The 18,658-nt window shown below is 60.8% G+C and carries 16 protein-coding genes and 2 tRNA genes; 17 read left to right on the top strand and 1 reads right to left on the bottom strand.

Annotated features, from left to right (window positions below; translation table 11 throughout):
* The first annotated feature begins 3 nt into the window (after positions 1 to 3).
* The 5 genes from dapB to ACIPZG_RS19350 all read left to right on the top strand — a co-directional run bounded on the left by dapB (position 4) and on the right by ACIPZG_RS19350 (position 6,527).
* Positions 4 to 810: a 4-hydroxy-tetrahydrodipicolinate reductase gene (gene dapB / locus ACIPZG_RS19370; protein ID WP_008096228.1), complete on the top strand. Its 807-nt coding sequence runs from the start codon at positions 4 to 6 to the stop codon at positions 808 to 810.
* Positions 811 to 1,156: 346 nt separating this feature from the next.
* A complete protein-coding gene (gene carA, locus ACIPZG_RS19365) occupies positions 1,157 to 2,293 on the top strand; it encodes a glutamine-hydrolyzing carbamoyl-phosphate synthase small subunit (protein WP_400716185.1) in 1,137 nt (378 codons plus the stop codon).
* 106 nt (positions 2,294 to 2,399) lie between these two features.
* On the top strand, positions 2,400 to 5,621 hold the full coding sequence (gene carB, locus ACIPZG_RS19360) for a carbamoyl-phosphate synthase large subunit (RefSeq protein ID WP_400716183.1): 3,222 nt from the start codon (positions 2,400 to 2,402) through the stop codon (positions 5,619 to 5,621).
* The gene (gene greA, locus ACIPZG_RS19355; protein ID WP_008098898.1) at positions 5,618 to 6,100 is read left to right on the top strand and encodes a transcription elongation factor GreA; all 483 of its coding nucleotides are present in this window, start codon (positions 5,618 to 5,620) and stop codon (positions 6,098 to 6,100) included. Before carB ends, greA begins: the two co-directional genes overlap by 4 nt.
* Positions 6,078 to 6,527, top strand: coding sequence for a hypothetical protein (locus ACIPZG_RS19350; RefSeq protein WP_008098900.1), 450 nt, complete (start codon positions 6,078 to 6,080; stop codon positions 6,525 to 6,527). The genes greA and ACIPZG_RS19350 overlap by 23 nt, the downstream gene beginning before the upstream one ends.
* A gap of 67 nt (positions 6,528 to 6,594) precedes the next feature.
* On the opposite strand, the gene yhbY is transcribed toward ACIPZG_RS19350, so the two are convergent.
* Positions 6,595 to 6,903, bottom strand: coding sequence for a ribosome assembly RNA-binding protein YhbY (gene yhbY / locus ACIPZG_RS19345; protein ID WP_008098902.1), 309 nt, complete (start codon positions 6,901 to 6,903; stop codon positions 6,595 to 6,597).
* A gap of 102 nt (positions 6,904 to 7,005) precedes the next feature.
* Between yhbY and rlmE the strand changes: the two genes are divergently transcribed.
* From rlmE to rbfA, 12 genes are all read left to right on the top strand, one after another.
* Complete coding sequence (rlmE, locus tag ACIPZG_RS19340) at positions 7,006 to 7,632, top strand: 23S rRNA (uridine(2552)-2'-O)-methyltransferase RlmE (protein ID WP_008098904.1); 627 nt, start codon at positions 7,006 to 7,008, stop codon at positions 7,630 to 7,632.
* Between the two features lie 201 nt (positions 7,633 to 7,833).
* Positions 7,834 to 9,738, top strand: a complete 1,905-nt coding sequence (ftsH, locus tag ACIPZG_RS19335; RefSeq protein WP_400716181.1) for an ATP-dependent zinc metalloprotease FtsH — start codon at positions 7,834 to 7,836, stop codon at positions 9,736 to 9,738.
* An 8-nt stretch (positions 9,739 to 9,746) separates the two neighbouring features.
* Positions 9,747 to 10,598 carry a dihydropteroate synthase gene (gene folP, locus ACIPZG_RS19330; RefSeq protein WP_400716179.1) on the top strand — a complete coding sequence of 284 codons (852 nt, stop codon included), beginning with the start codon at positions 9,747 to 9,749 and terminating at the stop codon, positions 10,596 to 10,598.
* Between the two features lie 16 nt (positions 10,599 to 10,614).
* Positions 10,615 to 11,955 (top strand): phosphoglucosamine mutase, encoded by a 1,341-nt coding sequence (gene glmM, locus ACIPZG_RS19325; RefSeq protein ID WP_400716177.1) that lies wholly within the window; start codon positions 10,615 to 10,617, stop codon positions 11,953 to 11,955.
* A 66-nt stretch (positions 11,956 to 12,021) separates the two neighbouring features.
* Positions 12,022 to 12,777 (top strand): triose-phosphate isomerase, encoded by a 756-nt coding sequence (tpiA, locus tag ACIPZG_RS19320; RefSeq protein ID WP_400716175.1) that lies wholly within the window; start codon positions 12,022 to 12,024, stop codon positions 12,775 to 12,777.
* 4 nt (positions 12,778 to 12,781) lie between these two features.
* Positions 12,782 to 13,174 (top strand): preprotein translocase subunit SecG, encoded by a 393-nt coding sequence (secG, locus tag ACIPZG_RS19315; protein ID WP_400716173.1) that lies wholly within the window; start codon positions 12,782 to 12,784, stop codon positions 13,172 to 13,174.
* A 21-nt stretch (positions 13,175 to 13,195) separates the two neighbouring features.
* A tRNA-Leu gene (locus tag ACIPZG_RS19310) sits at positions 13,196 to 13,281 on the top strand.
* 98 nt (positions 13,282 to 13,379) lie between these two features.
* Positions 13,380 to 13,456 (top strand) — tRNA-Met (locus ACIPZG_RS19305).
* 130 nt (positions 13,457 to 13,586) lie between these two features.
* Complete coding sequence (gene rimP, locus ACIPZG_RS19300; protein WP_043274067.1) at positions 13,587 to 14,045, top strand: ribosome maturation factor RimP; 459 nt, start codon at positions 13,587 to 13,589, stop codon at positions 14,043 to 14,045.
* Positions 14,046 to 14,104: 59 nt separating this feature from the next.
* Complete coding sequence (gene nusA / locus ACIPZG_RS19295) at positions 14,105 to 15,586, top strand: transcription termination factor NusA (RefSeq protein WP_317659903.1); 1,482 nt, start codon at positions 14,105 to 14,107, stop codon at positions 15,584 to 15,586.
* Positions 15,587 to 15,613: 27 nt separating this feature from the next.
* Positions 15,614 to 18,142, top strand: coding sequence for a translation initiation factor IF-2 (infB, locus tag ACIPZG_RS19290; protein ID WP_400642728.1), 2,529 nt, complete (start codon positions 15,614 to 15,616; stop codon positions 18,140 to 18,142).
* A gap of 116 nt (positions 18,143 to 18,258) precedes the next feature.
* Positions 18,259 to 18,657, top strand: a complete 399-nt coding sequence (gene rbfA / locus ACIPZG_RS19285) for a 30S ribosome-binding factor RbfA (protein ID WP_008098923.1) — start codon at positions 18,259 to 18,261, stop codon at positions 18,655 to 18,657.
* Position 18,658: the final 1 nt, after the last annotated feature.

Here is an 18,658-nt window from a genome sequence, read left to right as displayed (position 1 = left end):
GCTATGCGACGTATTGCAGTGATGGGCGCGGCTGGGCGGATGGGCAAGACCCTCGTCGAGGCCGTGCAGCAACAGGCACCGCTGGCCGGTTTGACCGCCGCGGTCGATCGCCCTGACAGCTCGCTGGTCGGTGCCGATGCAGGCGAGCTGGCGGCCCTGGGCCGTATCGGTGTGCCGATCTCCGACGACCTGACCAAGGTGGCCGAAGAGTTCGATGTGCTGATCGACTTCACCCATCCTTCGGTAACCCTGAAGAACCTGGCGTTCTGCCGCAAGGCTGGCAAGGCCATGGTGATCGGCACCACGGGCTTCACGCCCGAGGAGAAGCAGTTGCTGGTCGAAGCGGGCAAGGAGATCCCGATCGTGTTCGCGGCCAACTTCAGCGTTGGCGTCAACCTGTGCCTAAAGTTGCTGGATACCGCAGCACGGGTGCTGGGTGATGACGTGGACATCGAGATCCTTGAGGCGCACCACCGGCACAAGGTCGATGCGCCGTCGGGTACCGCGCTGCGCATGGGTGAAGTGGTTGCCCAGGCCCTGGGCCGTAACCTGCAGGAAGTGGCCGTTTACGGTCGCGAAGGGCAGACCGGTGCGCGCGAGCGTCAGACCATCGGTTTTGCCACGGTGCGTGCTGGTGATGTGGTCGGTGACCATACCGTGCTGTTCGCTGCCGAAGGCGAGCGTGTGGAGATCACCCACAAGGCGTCCAGCCGCATGACCTTTGCCAAGGGTGCGGTGCGTGCGGCGCTGTGGCTGGAAGGGCGCGAGCCGGGCCTGTATGACATGCAGGATGTACTCGAGCTGCGATGATCTGTGTAGGAGCGGCCTTGTGTCGCGAAAGGGCCGCAAAGCGGCCCCAGGACGTTAGCGACCCTGCAAAACCCCTGGACTGCTAGGCAGTCCTTTCGCGACGCAAGGCCGCTCCTACAGGTTTTTCGCTGACGGCGAGGTCAGTCTGTCGCAATCATGTGTTTTAGAGACACATATACGGTAGACCCAAAACGCACTTTTCTGTAAGCTACAGCTTTAGTGTGTCCACTAAAAGCGCGCAGCGAATTGAATTCAGCACATAAAAGCGGGGTGACGTGTCCATACGTCACTCCGCTTTTTTGCAACCTGCGATCGCCCTTTCATGCTTGATTTACGGGAGGTCTTCTTGACAAAGCCAGCCATACTCGCCCTTGCCGACGGCAGTATTTTTCGCGGTGAAGCCATTGGTGCCGACGGTCAGACCGTTGGTGAGGTGGTATTCAACACCGCTATGACCGGCTACCAGGAAATCCTTACAGACCCTTCCTACGCGCAGCAAATCGTTACCCTGACCTACCCGCACATCGGCAACACCGGCACCACGCCGGAAGACGCCGAGTCGAACCGCGTCTGGTCCGCTGGCCTGGTCATTCGTGACCTACCGCTGCTGGCCAGCAACTGGCGTAACACCCAGTCGCTGCCTGAATACCTCAAGGCCAACAATGTCGTCGCCATCGCTGGCATCGACACCCGTCGCCTGACCCGTATCCTGCGTGAAAAGGGCGCCCAGAACGGTTGCATCCTCGCCGGTGACAACATCAGCGAAGAAGCCGCCATCGCCGCTGCCCGCGCCTTCCCAGGCCTGAAGGGCATGGACCTGGCCAAGGTCGTTTCCACCAAGGAACGCTACGAGTGGCGCTCCAGCGTGTGGGAGCTGAAAACCGACAGCCACCCGACCCTCGAAGCCGCCGACCTGCCGTACCACGTGGTCGCCTTCGACTACGGCGTCAAGCTGAACATCCTGCGCATGTTGGTCGCCCGTGGCTGCCGCGTGACCGTGGTGCCTGCCCAGACGCCGGCCAGCGAAGTGCTCGCCCTCAACCCTGATGGCGTGTTCCTGTCCAACGGCCCGGGCGATCCCGAGCCATGCGACTACGCGATCCAGGCGATCAAGGAAATCCTTGAAACCGAGATCCCGGTATTCGGCATCTGCCTCGGCCACCAGCTGCTGGCCCTGGCCTCCGGCGCCAAGACCGTCAAGATGGGCCATGGCCACCATGGTGCCAACCACCCGGTCCAGGACCTGGACACCGGCGTGGTCATGATCACCAGCCAGAACCACGGCTTCGCCGTCGACGAAGCTACCCTGCCGGGCAATGTCCGCGCCATCCACAAGTCGCTGTTCGACGGTACCCTGCAGGGCATCGAGCGCACCGACAAGTGCGCGTTCAGCTTCCAGGGCCACCCTGAAGCGAGCCCAGGCCCGACCGACGTCGCGCCACTGTTCGATCGTTTCACCGATGCCATGGCCAAGCGCCGCTGAGCATCCTGCATCAAGGCCCCGGGGCGGCTCGCGCCGCGCCCGGAAGCGCCTGACCCAGATTGTTCAAGACGGCTTGCCGACTGACCCGCGGATTTGAGTGACAACCATGCCAAAACGTACAGACATCAAAAGCATCCTGATTCTCGGCGCTGGCCCGATCGTGATCGGCCAGGCCTGCGAATTCGACTACTCCGGCGCCCAGGCCTGTAAAGCCCTGCGCGAGGAAGGTTTCCGCGTCATCCTGGTGAACTCCAACCCAGCCACCATCATGACCGACCCGTCGATGGCCGACGCTACCTACATCGAGCCGATCAAGTGGCAATCGGTGGCCAAGATCATCGAAAAAGAACGCCCAGACGCGGTACTGCCGACCATGGGTGGCCAGACCGCACTGAACTGCGCCCTGGACCTGGAGCGCCATGGCGTTCTGGAGAAGTTCGGCGTAGAGATGATCGGCGCCAACGCCGACACCATCGACAAGGCTGAAGACCGTTCGCGCTTCGACAAGGCGATGAAGGACATCGGCCTGGAGTGCCCGCGCTCCGGTATCGCCCATAGCATGGAAGAGGCCAATGCGGTCCTCGAAAAGCTCGGCTTCCCGTGCATCATTCGCCCGTCGTTCACCATGGGCGGCACCGGTGGTGGTATTGCTTACAACCGTGAAGAGTTCGAAGAAATCTGCACTCGTGGTCTGGACCTGTCGCCGACCAAAGAGCTGCTGATCGACGAATCGCTGATCGGCTGGAAAGAGTACGAGATGGAAGTGGTCCGCGACAAAAAGGACAACTGCATCATCGTCTGCTCGATCGAGAACTTCGACCCGATGGGCGTGCACACCGGTGACTCGATCACCGTTGCTCCAGCGCAGACCCTGACCGACAAGGAATACCAGATCATGCGCAACGCCTCGCTGGCGGTGCTGCGTGAAATCGGTGTCGAAACCGGTGGTTCCAACGTGCAGTTCGGTATCTGCCCGAACACTGGCCGCATGGTCGTGATCGAGATGAACCCGCGCGTATCGCGTTCGTCCGCTCTGGCTTCCAAGGCCACCGGCTTCCCGATCGCCAAGATCGCCGCCAAGCTGGCCATTGGTTACACCCTCGATGAGCTGCAGAACGACATCACTGGCGGCCGCACCCCGGCTTCCTTCGAGCCATCGATCGACTACGTCGTCACCAAGCTGCCGCGCTTTGCCTTCGAGAAATTCCCGAAAGCCGACGCCCGCCTGACCACCCAGATGAAATCCGTGGGTGAAGTCATGGCCATCGGCCGTACCTTCCAGGAATCCCTGCAGAAAGCCCTGCGCGGCCTGGAAGTCGGTGCTTGCGGTCTCGATCCGAAAGTCGACCTGGCCAGCCCTGAAGCTGCCGCCATCCTCAAGCGCGAGCTGACCGTGCCGGGTGCCGAACGCATCTGGTACGTGGCTGACGCCATGCGCTCGGGCATGACCTGCGAAGAAATCTTCGCCCTGACCGGCATCGACATGTGGTTCCTGGTTCAGATGGAAGATCTGATCAAGGAAGAAGAGAAGGTCAAGACCCTGGCCCTGTCGGCCATCGACAAAGACTACATGCTGCGCCTCAAGCGCAAGGGCTTCTCGGACCAGCGTCTGGCCAAGCTGCTCGGCATCACCGACAAGAACCTGCGTCGTCACCGCCACAAGCTGGAAGTGTTCCCGGTGTACAAGCGCGTCGACACCTGCGCTGCCGAGTTCGCCACCGACACCGCCTACCTGTACTCGACCTATGAGGAAGAGTGCGAGGCCAACCCGTCGACCCGCGACAAGATCATGATCCTGGGTGGCGGCCCGAACCGTATCGGCCAAGGCATCGAGTTCGACTACTGCTGCGTGCACGCGGCCCTGGCGCTGCGTGAAGACGGTTACGAGACCATCATGGTCAACTGCAACCCGGAAACCGTCTCCACCGACTACGACACCTCCGACCGCCTGTACTTCGAGCCGCTGACCCTGGAAGACGTGCTGGAAGTCTGCCGCGTCGAGAAGCCGAAGGGCGTCATCGTCCACTACGGTGGCCAGACGCCGCTGAAACTCGCTCGCGCCCTGGAAGAGGCCGGCGTACCGATCATCGGTACCAGCCCGGATGCCATCGACCGCGCCGAAGACCGCGAGCGCTTCCAGCAGATGGTTCAGCGCCTGAACCTGCTGCAGCCGCCAAACGCCACCGTGCGCAGCGAAGACGAAGCCATCCGCGCCGCGGGTGGTATCGGTTACCCGTTGGTCGTGCGTCCGTCCTACGTACTGGGTGGCCGTGCCATGGAGATCGTCTACGAGCTGGACGAGCTCAAGCGCTACCTGCGTGAAGCGGTACAGGTTTCCAACGACAGCCCGGTGCTGCTCGACCACTTCCTCAACTGCGCCATCGAGATGGACGTGGATGCGGTCTGCGACGGCACCGACGTGGTGATCGGCGCGATCATGCAGCACATCGAACAGGCCGGCGTTCACTCCGGTGACTCGGCGTGCTCGCTGCCACCTTACTCGCTGAGCAAGGAAGTGCAGGACGAAGTCCGCGTACAGGTCAAGAAAATGGCCCTGGAGCTGGGCGTTGTCGGCCTGATGAACGTGCAGCTGGCCCTGCAGGGCGACAAGATCTACGTGATCGAAGTCAACCCGCGCGCCTCGCGTACCGTGCCGTTCGTCTCCAAGTGCATCGGCACCTCCCTGGCGATGATCGCGGCGCGCGTCATGGCAGGCAAAACCCTGAAAGAACTGGGCTTCACCCAGGAAATCATCCCGAACTTCTACAGCGTCAAGGAAGCCGTCTTCCCGTTCGCCAAGTTCCCAGGGGTTGACCCGATCCTCGGCCCTGAGATGAAATCCACCGGTGAAGTCATGGGCGTCGGCGACAGCTTCGGTGAAGCCTTCGCCAAAGCCCAGATGGGTGCCAGCGAAGTGCTGCCAACCGGCGGTACCGCGTTCATCAGCGTGCGTGACGACGACAAGCCACAAGTGGCTGGCGTTGCCCGCGACCTGATCGCCCTGGGCTTCGAAGTGGTCGCCACTGTCGGTACCGCCAAGGTCATCGAAGCGGCCGGCCTGAAAGTGCGCCGTGTGAACAAAGTGACCGAGGGCCGACCGCACGTGGTCGACATGATCAAGAACGACGAAGTGTCGCTGATCATCAACACCACCGAAGGCCGCCAGTCGATCGCCGATTCCTACTCGATTCGTCGCAATGCGTTGCAGCACAAGATCTACTGCACCACGACCATTGCGGCAGGTGAAGCCATCTGCGAAGCGCTGAAATTCGGCCCTGAAAAGACCGTTCGTCGCTTGCAGGATCTGCATGCAGGACTTGAAGCATGAGCATTACCAAATACCCGATGACCGTCCAGGGCGCTCGCGCCCTGGAAGAGGAGCACCTGTTCCTGAGCAAGACCGAGCGCCCGCGCCTGAGCCAGGCGATCGGTGAAGCGCGTGAGCTGGGCGACCTCAAGGAAAACGCCGAGTATCATGCCGCCCGTGAGGAGCAGGGCATGGTCGAGGCGCGTATCCGCGATATCGAAGGCCGTCTGCAGAACTCGGTAGTGATCGATGTGACCACTATCCCTCACACCGGCAAGGTCATTTTCGGCACCACCGTGGTGCTGGCCAATACCGAAACCGATGACGAGGTGACCTACCAGATCGTCGGCGAGGATGAAGCCGACGTGAAGCAGGGCAAGCTCTCGAGCGGTGCGCCCATTGCTCGTGCCATCATCGGCAAGGAAGAAGGTGATACTGTCGTCGTCAAGACGCCGAGTGGCACGGTCGAGTACGAGATTGTCGAAGTCAAGCACATCTGACCGGCGCCTGCGGGCGCCATCCCTTGAGGGGATCCTCTGGCAACTGGCCCAGGTATTCTGGGTCGGTGGCCTGTGGGTTTTCCATGTAGGGTTGGTGCCGGCGCTCAAGGTCAGTGGCCTGGCACCCTTGCTGGTACAGGACATCGCCGGGCAGATTGACCGCTGGTTGATTGGCGTGGCGTTGCTCGGTCTGCTGACGCAGCTGGCGGTACTGGCAAGGGTCGACGGGCTGTCAGCCTGGTGGCGGCAGTTCCGCGGGCAGATGCTGTTGCTCGGCTTTGCGGCCTGCGTGGGGTACTACTTCCTGCGCTATGGCATCTCGGTCGGCGAGCGCTGGCAGATGTTCTGTTTCCTGGTGCTGGGCTTCTCCGGCATCGTGCTGGTAGCTCAGCCAGTCCCGGTCAGGGCGCGCAAGGCGCGCCACTGACAAGGCTATGCTGCGGCCCTTGTGGGAGCTGGCTCCCACACTGGGTTGGGCAGCAGCCCCTGTGCCGTTACTTGTAACGGTGGATGTTGGACAGCTGCTTGTTCGGCTGTGGGTTCTTGCGGTAGATCAGCGCTTTCTTGCCGATGGTCTGCACCAGCTCGGCGCGGCCGGCCTTGCACAGTTCGGCAATGGTGGCGGCACGTTCTTCGCGATCTTCCGAACGAATTTCGACCTTGATCAGCTCATGGTCGGCCAGGGCGCGATCCAGTTCGGCGACGACGCCTTCATTCAAACCGTTGCCAGCAACGATCAGGACCGGCTTCAGGTCATGACCAATGGACTTGTATTGCTTCTTCTGCTCGTTATTGAGCGGCATAATCTGACCCTTTCCGTCTGATTCTGTAAAATTGACCGGCATTTTACCCGAGGGCCACCGGCTCCGCCCAGTCAATCACGACGCATATCATCGAGGTGCCCCGTGGTACAACGTTCCAAAAGCAGCGCAAACTGGCTGCGAGAGCATTTTAACGACCCTTTTGTGAAGCAGGCGCAGAAGGATGGCTACCGCTCGCGTGCGAGCTACAAACTGCTGGAGATCCAGGAGAAAGACCGCCTTATTCGCCCAGGCATGAGTGTAATCGACCTCGGCGCGGCGCCCGGTGGCTGGTCGCAGGTGACCAGTCGTCTGATTGGTGGCCAGGGCCGGTTGATCGCGTCCGACATCCTGGAAATGGACTCGATCCCTGACGTGACCTTCATCCAGGGTGACTTCACCGATGATGCAGTGCTCCAGCAGATTCTGGAGGCGGTCGGTGATTCGCATGTAGACCTTGTGATTTCCGACATGGCCCCCAATATGAGTGGTACGCCCGAAGTGGACATGCCGCGCGCCATGTTCCTCTGCGAGCTGGCACTGGATCTGGCAACCCGCGTGTTGAAGCCCGGCGGTGATTTTCTGATCAAGATTTTCCAGGGCGAAGGCTTCGATATGTACCTGAAGGATGTGCGCACCAAGTTCGACAAGGTGCAAATGCGCAAGCCGTCCTCTTCGCGGGACCGTTCCCGTGAGCAGTACCTGTTGGGCAAAGGTTTCAAAGGCGTTTGAAAAGCGTGCTGCGGGTGGTCGATAGTTATTTCCAATCGGCCCTCCCGTCTGGATCGTCCGAACTTCGTGTAGTCTAGCTTCACAAAGGGTTACAGACGGTGCCTGCGGCTGCGTAGGTAATGTAGTAAGTTAGGGCGATGAATATCATGCGAGGCACGGCTGCGTCGTGCGCCGGCCTCAGAGGGTAGCGAATTGAACGACATGGCAAAGAATCTGATCCTGTGGTTGATCATCGCAGCTGTCCTGGTGACAGTGATGAACAACTTCTCCAGCCCTAACGAGCCGCAGACCCTCAACTACTCCGACTTCATCCAGCAGGTCAAGGATGGCAAGGTCGAGCGTGTGACCGTCGACGGCTACATCATTACCGGCAAGCGCGCCGATGGCGACAACTTCAAGACCGTTCGCCCGGCCATTACCGACAATGGCCTGATTGGCGACCTGGTCGACAACCACGTGGTCGTCGAGGGCAAACAGCCTGAGCAGCAGAGCATCTGGACTCAGCTGCTGGTGGCGAGCTTCCCGATTCTGGTGATCATTGCCGTATTCATGTTCTTCATGCGCCAGATGCAAGGTGGCGCGGGTGGCAAGGGCGGCCCGATGAGTTTCGGCAAGAGCAAGGCGCGCCTGTTGTCCGAAGACCAGGTCAAGACCACGCTGGCTGACGTTGCGGGTTGCGACGAGGCCAAGGAAGAGGTTGGCGAGCTGGTCGAGTTCCTGCGCGATCCGGGCAAGTTCCAGCGCCTGGGTGGCCGCATCCCGCGCGGCGTGCTGATGGTAGGCCCGCCCGGTACCGGTAAGACCTTGCTGGCCAAGGCCATTGCGGGTGAAGCCAAGGTGCCGTTCTTCACCATTTCCGGTTCGGACTTCGTCGAGATGTTCGTCGGTGTGGGTGCCAGCCGTGTGCGTGACATGTTCGAGCAGGCCAAGAAGCATGCGCCGTGCATCATCTTCATCGACGAAATCGACGCCGTTGGTCGCCACCGTGGCGCCGGCATGGGCGGCGGTCACGACGAGCGTGAGCAGACCCTCAACCAGCTGCTGGTAGAGATGGATGGCTTCGAAATGAACGATGGCATCATCGTCATTGCCGCCACCAACCGTCCGGACGTCCTCGACCCGGCGCTGCTGCGTCCTGGTCGTTTCGACCGTCAGGTGGTGGTTGGCCTGCCGGACATCCGTGGTCGTGAGCAGATCCTCAAGGTGCACATGCGCAAGGTGCCGATCGGCGAGAACGTCAATCCGGCGGTCATTGCCCGTGGTACCCCAGGCTTCTCCGGTGCCGATCTGGCCAACCTGGTCAACGAGGCATCGCTGTTCGCCGCTCGCTCCAACAAGCGCCTGGTCGAAATGAAAGAGTTCGAGCTGGCCAAAGACAAGATCATGATGGGCGCCGAGCGCAAGACCATGGTCATGTCCGAGAAGGAAAAACAGAACACCGCTTACCACGAGGCTGGCCACGCCATCGTCGGTCGCCTGGTGCCTGAGCACGACCCGGTCTACAAGGTCTCGATCATCCCGCGCGGTCGTGCGCTGGGTGTGACCATGTTCCTGCCCGAGGAAGACCGTTACAGCCTGTCCAAGCGTGCCCTGATCAGCCAGATCTGCTCGCTGTACGGCGGCCGTATTGCCGAAGAGATGACCCTGGGCTTCGACGGCGTCACCACCGGTGCCTCCAACGACATCATGCGGGCCAGCCAGATCGCCCGTAACATGGTCACCAAGTGGGGTCTTTCCGAGAAGCTCGGCCCGCTGATGTACGCGGAGGAAGAGGGCGAGGTGTTCCTCGGCCGCAGTGCCGGCAGCCAGCACGCCAGCGTTTCCGGTGAAACCGCCAAGCTGATCGACTCCGAAGTGCGCAGCATCATCGACCAGTGCTATGCCACTGCCAAGCAGCTGCTGACCGAGAACCGCGACAAGCTCGATGCCATGGCCGAAGCGCTGATGAAGTACGAGACCATCGACGCCGAGCAGATCGACGACATCATGTCCGGTCGCACTCCACGCGAACCGCGTGACTGGGACGACGACAAGACTTCGGGCACGCCTGCTGCCCAGAATGATCGTCCGGAGTCGCCGATTGGCGGCCCAGCGGCTCAACACTAAGGGCATCTATGAGTTCGAAGCTGTACCCGACCCGGTTGCCTTGCGGCAATCGGGTTCTTGATTTGTCCCGTACCCATGTCATGGGTATTCTCAATATCACCCCCGACTCCTTCTCCGATGGCGGGCGCTTCAGTCAGCGAGACGAAGCGTTGCGCCATGCCGAAGCCATGGTCGCAGCCGGTGCGACGCTGATCGACATCGGTGGCGAGTCGACTCGCCCTGGTGCGCGCGCGGTGTCCGTGACCGAGGAGCTCGAACGGGTAGCGCCGATGGTCGAGGCAATCAACAGTCGCCTCGATGTAGTCATCTCGGTCGATACCTCCACGCCTGCCGTCATTCGCGAGTCGGCCCGGCTGGGTGCCGGGCTTATCAATGACGTGCGTGCGCTGGAGCGCGATGGTGCCCTGGATGCCGCTGCGGATACAGGCTTGCCGGTGTGCTTGATGCACATGCGAGGCGAGCCGGGCAACATGCAGGATGACCCTCATTACGAGGATGTCACCGCGGATGTAACACGTTATCTTGAACAGCGCATGGCGGCATGCGCGGCGGCGGGCATTGGTGCGGAGCGCATCATTCTCGATCCGGGCTTCGGCTTTGCCAAGACGCTGGCGCATAACCTGAGCCTGTTCAAACATATGGAGGCGCTTTTTCGCCTCGGGCGCCCGCTGCTGGTGGGCGTTTCACGCAAGAGCATGATCGGCCTGACGCTGGATCGTCCGGTCGCAGAGCGGTTGTATGGCAGCCTGGCGCTGGCGGCATTGGCCATGACCAAGGGGGCCAGTATCCTGCGCGTCCATGATGTGGCCGAAACCGTCGATGTCGTACGTATGATCGCTGCAGTACAGAACGCCGAATAAGAACATTGGAGTACCTATGAGCAGAAAATACTTTGGTACCGACGGCATCCGTGGCCGCGTCGGCGAATACCCGATCACTCCCGACTTCATGCTGAAGCTGGGTTGGGCTGCGGGCATGGCCTTCCGCAAGCAGGGCAATTGCCGTGTGCTGGTGGGCAAGGACACCCGTATTTCCGGATACATGTTCGAATCGGCACTCGAGGCCGGCCTGTCCGCGGCAGGCGCTGACGTACTGCTGCTCGGCCCGATGCCGACCCCGGCAATCGCCTACCTCACTCGCACTTTCCATGCCGAAGCAGGCATCGTCATCAGTGCTTCGCACAACCCGCACGATGACAACGGGATCAAGTTCTTCTCGGGCCAGGGCACCAAGCTGCCGGACGAGGTCGAGCTGATGATCGAAGAGTTGCTCGACCAGCCGATGACCGTGGTCGAGTCCAGCAAGCTGGGCAAGGTTTCCCGCATCAACGACGCCGCTGGCCGCTACATCGAATTCTGCAAGAGCAGTGTGCCGAGCAGCACCAGTTTCGAGGGGCTCAAGCTGGTGGTCGACTGTGCCCATGGCGCCACCTACAAGGTTGCGCCAAGCGTATTCCGTGAGCTGGGCGCCGACGTCACGGTACTGCACGCGCAGCCCGATGGCCTCAACATCAACGAAGGCTGCGGCTCGACCCACATCGAGTCGTTGCAGGCTGCGGTGCTTGTGGGGCATGCCGACCTGGGCATCGCCTTCGACGGCGATGGCGACCGGGTACTGATGGTCGACCACACCGGGGCCATCGTCGATGGCGACGAGCTGCTGTTCATCATCGCCCGCGACCTGCATGACCGCAACAAGCTGCAGGGTGGCGTGGTAGGTACGCTGATGAGCAACCTGGGCCTGGAGCTGGCACTCAAGGATCTGGGTATCCCGTTCGTGCGCGCCAAGGTTGGCGACCGCTACGTGATGGCCGAGTTGCTCGAGCGTGACTGGCTGTTGGGTGGGGAGAACTCCGGCCATGTGGTGTGCTGCAACCACACAACCACCGGCGACGCGATCATCGCCGCGCTGCAGGTGCTGATGGCCCTCAAGCGCCGTGGCGAGACCCTTGCTCAGGCCCGTCAGGCCCTGCGCAAGTGCCCGCAGGTGCTGATCAATGTGCGTTTCGGCGCGAGCAAGGTCGACCCCCTGGAGCACCCTGCGGTGAAGGAGGCCAGTGCCAAGGTCACCGAAGACATGGCGGGTCGTGGGCGGGTGCTTCTGCGCAAGTCCGGTACCGAGCCGCTGGTGCGGGTGATGGTCGAAGGCGACGACGAAAGTCAGGTGCGCACGCACGCCGAGGCCCTGGCCAAACTGGTCGCAGAAGTTTGTATCTGAAAGAGGCTTGCCAGCGCAGATCGGGTTGGGTAAGATCTGCGCCCACTTTGACCGACGAGGTAAAGCATGCGTCGCCCTATGGTAGCTGGTAACTGGAAGATGCACGGTACCCGCGCCAGCGTCGCTGAGCTGATCCAGGGCTTGGGCAATATGCCCGTGCCGAACGGTGTAGAAGTCGCGGTGTTTCCGCCTGTCTTGTTCATCAATCAAGTAGTTGATGGCCTGCAAGGCAAGGGAATCATCGTCGGAGCACAGAATTCTGCAATACAGCCCGAGCAGGGCGCGCTGACCGGTGAAGTTGCACCCAGTCAGTTGGTTGAAGCAGGTTGCAAGTTGGTGCTGATTGGCCATTCCGAACGCCGCCAGATCGTTGGCGAAAGTGACGAAGTGCTCAATCGCAAGTTTGCAGCGGCTCAACTTAGTGGTTTAATGCCGGTGCTCTGCGTAGGGGAAACCCTCGAGGAGCGCGAAGCAGGCAAGACGCTCGAAGTTGTCGGGCGCCAACTAAGCAGTATCATCGATGCATTCGGTGTTAAGGCTTTTGCCAATGCTGTAATTGCCTATGAGCCTGTTTGGGCCATTGGTACAGGTTTGACAGCCTCGCCTCAGCAAGCCCAGGATGTGCATGCAGCCATCCGGGCGCAGTTGGCGGCCGAGGACGCCGAAGTTGCCGCGAATGTGCAGCTTCTATACGGCGGCAGCGTGAAGGCGGCCAATGCGGCCGAACTGTTCGGCATGCCGGATATCGATGGGGGGCTCATTGGTGGAGCGTCCCTGAACGCAGACGAATTCGGTGCAATTTGTCGCGCCGCAGGAAACTGAACAAATGCTGGAAACAGTCATCGTTGTTTTTCATCTGTTGGCAGCGCTGTCGCTTGTAGTGCTGGTTCTGCTGCAACAGGGTAAGGGTGCGGAAGCAGGTGCATCTTTCGGCGCAGGTGCTTCTAATACTGTGTTCGGAAGCCAGGGTTCTGCCACCTTCCTAAGTAAATTCACTGCTATACTTGCTGCCACTTTCTTTTTGACAGCACTTGGGTTAGGATACTTCGCGAAGCAACAAGCTCACCAGCTGAGCCAAGCGGGTCTCCCAGATCCGGCGGTCTTGGAAGTGAAGCAGCCAAAGCCGGCAGTAAATGATGATGTACCGGTGCTCCAGGAGCAGAAGAGCGAAACCACCCACGCTGGTGATGTACCTCCTTCGACCGAAGAGCAGAAGTAACGGGTTTCAAGAAGTAGTATTGCCGAGGTGGTGGAATTGGTAGACACGCAACCTTGAGGTGGTTGTGCCCATAGGGTGTAGGGGTTCGAGTCCCCTTCTCGGTACCAATTAAAGCTTGAGAGCCCGCTTTAGCGGGCTTTCTTGTAGGTGGAGGTTAGATTGACCCAGCAATGGGTTCGGTCTTATACTTTCGCCCCAGCTTTGTCGCGGGGTGGAGCAGCTTGGTAGCTCGTCGGGCTCATAACCCGAAGGTCGTTGGTTCAAATCCAGCCCCCGCAACCAGCTTTAGCGGAGCCCCTTTTCAGGGGCTTTTTGCTAGCCGAACAGTTTTCGGCGCCGTTGTCCTACGGCGCTTTCAGGGATGGGCGCTTCGCCCATTTTTTATTTGCACAGCATGCACGAGGGGGTTCAGGTGTCGAGCAAGCTAGAACAGTTGCAGGCCTTGTTGGCCCCGGTGGTCGAGGGTCTGGGCTATCAGTGCTGGGGGATCGAGTTCGTATCCCAGGGTAAGCATTCGGTATTGCGCATCTATATTGACAAGGAAGGCGGCATCCTGGTGGACGACTGCGAAGCGGTCAGTCGTCAGGCCAGTGCCATCCTCGATGTCGAAGATCCGATCAGCAGTGAATATACCCTTGAGGTGTCCTCACCAGGCATGGATCGCCCGCTGTTCACTCTGGAACAGTTTGCCTCGCATGCCGGCGAACAAGTGAAGATCAAGCTGCGTACGCCCTTCGAAGGTCGTCGTAATTTCCAGGGCCTTCTCCGCGGTGTGGAGGAACAGGACGTTGTGGTCCAGGTGGACAATCACGAATTCCTGTTGCCGATCGACTCGATCGACAAGGCCAATATTATTCCCAGTTTTGACTGAGACGTGCCGGGCCCGGCGGACTTTCCGGGCCCAATGGCTTGCGCAAGGCGAGGCGTACGATGAGCAAAGAAGTACTGCTGGTTGTTGAATCGGTATCCAACGAAAAGGGTGTACCGCCCGGCGTCATTTTCGAAGCGCTGGAAGTGGCTCTGGCCACTGCAACCAAAAAACGTTTTGAGGACGAAGTCGACCTGCGTGTGGAAATCAACCGCCACACCGGTAGCTACGAAACCTTCCGTCGCTGGACTGTGGTCGACGAAGCCGATCTGGACGATCCGGCCATCGAGACCTGGTTGGCGAAGATTCACGAGACCCACCCTGAAGCCAAGGTTGGTGACGTGATCGAAGAGAAGATCGAGTCCATCGAATTCGGTCGTATCGCCGCCCAGACCGCCAAACAGGTGATCGTGCAGAAGGTCCGTGAGGCCGAGCGCGCCCAGGTGGTCGACGCCTACCGCGAGCGTGTGAACGAGATCATCTCGGGCACCGTCAAGAAGGTCACCCGCGACAACGTCATCGTCGACCTGGGCAACAACGCCGAGGCGCTGCTGGCCCGCGAAGACATCATTCCACGTGAGACCTTCCGGGTTGGCGTGCGCTTGCGTGCGCTGCTCAAGGAAATCCGCACCGAGAACCGCGGTCCGCAGCTGATCCTGTCGCGCACCGCGCCGCAGATGCTGATCGAACTGTTCCGCATCGAAGTGCCGGAAATTGCTGAAGGCCTCATCGAAGTCATGGCCGCATCCCGTGATCCGGGATCGCGTGCCAAGATCGCCGTCCGCTCCAAGGACAAGCGCATCGATCCGCAAGGTGCCTGTATCGGCATGCGCGGTTCGCGCGTCCAAGCCGTATCCGGCGAGCTGGGTGGTGAGCGTGTGGATATCGTCCTGTGGGACGAGAACCCGGCGCAATTTGTCATCAACGCCATGTCGCCGGCCGAAGTCGCGGCGATCATCGTTGATGAAGATGCCCATGCCATGGACATCGCCGTTGCCGAGGATAACCTGGCCCAGGCCATTGGCCGTGGCGGTCAGAACGTTCGCCTGGCCAGTCAGTTGACCGGCTGGACCCTGAACGTGATGACCGAGAAGGATATCCAGGCCAAGCAGCAGGCCGAAACCGGTGACATCCTGCGCAATTTCATCGAAGAACTGGAAGTCGACGAGGAGCTGGCCCAAGTGCTGGTCGACGAAGGCTTTACCAGCCTCGAAGAAATTGCCTACGTACCGTTGGAAGAAATGCTCAACATCGATGGCTTTGACGAGGAAATCGTCAATGAGCTCCGCGCTCGAGCCAAGGACCGTTTGTTGACCAAGGCCATCGCTACCGAAGAAAAACTGGCAGACGCCCATCCGGCCGAAGACCTGCTCTCCCTTGAGGGCATGGACAAGGACCTGGCGGCGGAACTGGCGGTGCGCGGCGTGGTTAACCGCGAAGACCTGGCCGAGCAGTCGATTGACGACCTGCTCGACATCGACGGCATCGACGAAGAGCGTGCCGGCAAGTTGATCATGGCCGCCCGAGCCCACTGGTTCGAGTAATTAGGCGCGGCCTGAGGAGAGAAGTGCATGACGCAAGTCACGGTGAAAGAACTGGCCCAAGAGGTCGAGGCACCGGTAGAGCGCCTGCTGCAGCAGATGCGTGAGGCAGGTCTGCCGCACACCGACGCCGGTCAGGTAGTGACCGACAATGAGAAGCAGACTCTGCTGACTCATTTGAAGAGCAGCCACAAGAGCAAGGCGGAAGAGCCGCGCAAGATTACCTTGCAGCGCAAGACCACCAGCACCCTGCGTGTCGCCGGTAGCAAAAGCATCAGCGTAGAAGTACGCAAGAAGAAAGTATTCGTGCAGCGCAGCCCTGAAGAAATCCAGGCTGAGCAGAAGCGTGAGCAGGAAGAGCGCCGTGCGGCCGAAAACGCCGCGCGTGAGAAGGTCGAAGCTGATGTTCGCCAGCGCAACGAAGAGCAGGCTCGCCGTCAGGCGACCGATGCCCCTGCGGCTGCTCCTGCGCCGGCTGCCAAGGCTGAGCCGGCTCCTGCCGCTGCTCCGGCACCGGTAGTCGCCGAGGCACCAGCGTCGGAAGACGCCGCTGCCCGTGCTGCCGAGCGCAAGAAGGACGAGACCCGTCGCAACGAAAACCGCACTCGCGATGACGACCGTCGTCGTGGCGAGGCGCCGCGTGTGTCGATCAAGGTCAAGGTCAAGGAGAAGGAAAAGGCTCCGACTCCACGTGCCGCTCCGCGCACTACCGATGAAGAGAGCGATGGCGCTCGTCGTGGTCGTGGTGGCAAGGGCAAGCTGAAGAAACGCAATCAGCATGGCTTCCAGAACCCGACCGGCCCCGTCATCCGTGACGTGACCATCGGCGAGACCATCACGGTCTCCGAACTGGCCAACCAGATGTCCGTCAAGGGCGCTGAAGTGGTCAAGTTCATGTTCAAGATGGGCACCCCGGTTACCATCAACCAGGTGCTCGACCAGGAAACCGCTCAGCTGATCGCAGAAGAGCTGGGCCACAAGGTCACCCTGGTCAGCGATACCGCCCTGGAAGACTCCCTGGCCGAATCGCTGAAATTCGAAGGCCAGACCGAGTCGCGTGCGCCGGTGGTTACCGTCATGGGTCACGTTGACCATGGTAAGACCTCGCTGCTCGACTACATCCGTCGTGCCAAGGTTGCCGCTGGCGAAGCCGGTGGTATCACCCAGCACATCGGTGCCTACCACGTGGAAACCGACCGCGGCATGGTCACCTTCCTCGACACCCCGGGCCACGCAGCTTTCACTCAGATGCGTGCACGTGGTGCCAAGGCGACCGACATCGTCATCCTGGTGGTGGCGGCGGACGACGGCGTGATGCCGCAGACCCGCGAAGCCGTTCAGCATGCCAAGGCAGCTGGCGTTCCGCTGGTGGTCGCGGTGAACAAGATCGACAAGCCGGGTGCCGACCTCGATCGCATTCGTAACGAACTGGCCGTCGAAGGCGTGACCTCCGAGGACTGGGGTGGCGACACTCCGTTCGTCAAGGTTTCGGCGAAGATGGGTACCGGTGTCGACGAGCTGCTCGAAGCCGTTCTGCTGCAGGCCGAGATCCTCGAACTGACCGCTACTCCGACCGCTCCAGGTCGTGGTGTCGTCGTCGAATCGCGCCTGGACAAGGGCCGCGGCCCAGTGGCTACCATCCTGGTTCAGGACGGTACCCTGCGTCAGGGCGACATGGTCCTGTGCGGCTCCAACTATGGCCGCGTGCGTGCCATGCTCGATGAGAACGGCAAGCCTGTGAAGGAAGCCGGCCCGTCGATCCCGGTCGAGATCCTCGGCCTGGACGGTACGCCTGAAGCCGGTGACGAGCTGTCCGTGGTTGCCGACGAGAAGAAAGCCCGCGAAGTTGCCCTGTTCCGTCAAGGCAAGTACCGCGAGGTCAAGCTGGCCCGTGCTCACGCCGGCAAGCTGGAAAACATCTTCGAGACCATGGGTCAGGAAGAGAAGAAGACCCTCAACATCGTCCTCAAGACCGACGTGCGCGGTTCCCTGGAAGCACTGCAGGGTTCGCTCGGCGGCCTGGGCAACGACGAAGTTCAGGTTCGCGTGATCGGTGGCGGCGTCGGTGGTATCACCGAAAGCGACGCCAACCTGGCGCTGGCTTCGAATGCAGTACTGTTCGGCTTCAACGTGCGTGCCGATGCCGGCGCGCGCAAGATCGTCGAGCAGGAAGGTCTGGATATGCGTTACTACAACGTGATCTACGACATCATCGAAGACGTCAAGAAAGCCCTGACCGGCATGCTCGGCAGCGATGTTCGCGAGAACATCCTGGGTGTCGCCGAAGTGCGTGACGTGTTCCGTTCGCCGAAGTTCGGCGCCATCGCTGGCTGTATGGTCATCGAGGGTACCGTGTACCGCAACCGTCCGATCCGCGTACTGCGCGACGACGTGGTGATCTTCGAAGGCGAGCTGGAATCGCTGCGTCGCTTCAAGGACGACGCCTCCGAAGTGCGTTCGGGCATGGAGTGCGGTATTGGCGTCAAGAGCTACAACGACGTCAAGGTCGGCGACAAGATCGAAGTCTTCGAGAAAGTCCAGGTTGCTCGTACCCTTTAAGGGCGGGCATGGCGCCAACCCCCGCCGCAGGGCGGTGGGCGGCGCCTCAGAAGGTAGCGCCCGGTCAGGCTTCAGCTTGACCGGGCGTTTGCCGCTTTAAGTTACAGGTAGCAAGAATGGCCAAAGAATACAGCCGTACCCAACGTATCGGTGATCAGATGCAGCGCGAGCTGGCAGAGCTGATCCGCCGTGAAGTCAAGGACCCACGCGTCGGTCTGGTGACCATCACCGCCGTGGACGTCAGCCGCGACCTCGGCCATGCCAAGGTCTTCATCACCGTCATGGGCGAAGAAACCCCTGACGCCGTGCAGCAGTCGCTCAAGGCACTGAACAGCGCCGCCAGCTTCCTGCGCCTGCACTTGGGCCGCTCGATGCAGCTGCGCAGCGTGCCGCAATTGCATTTCCACTTCGATGAAAGTGTCAGCCGTGGTGTACACCTGTCGGCACTGATCGAGCGTGCAGTGGCCGAAGACCGCCTGCACAAGGATACCGACGAGCTGGACACCAAGGAGTAAG

The sequence above is a fragment of the Pseudomonas sp. NPDC089395 genome, from assembly GCF_044749525.1.
Taxonomy (GTDB): Bacteria; Pseudomonadota; Gammaproteobacteria; order Pseudomonadales; family Pseudomonadaceae; genus Aquipseudomonas.
This window is presented reverse-complemented; position numbering and strand designations above follow the sequence as displayed.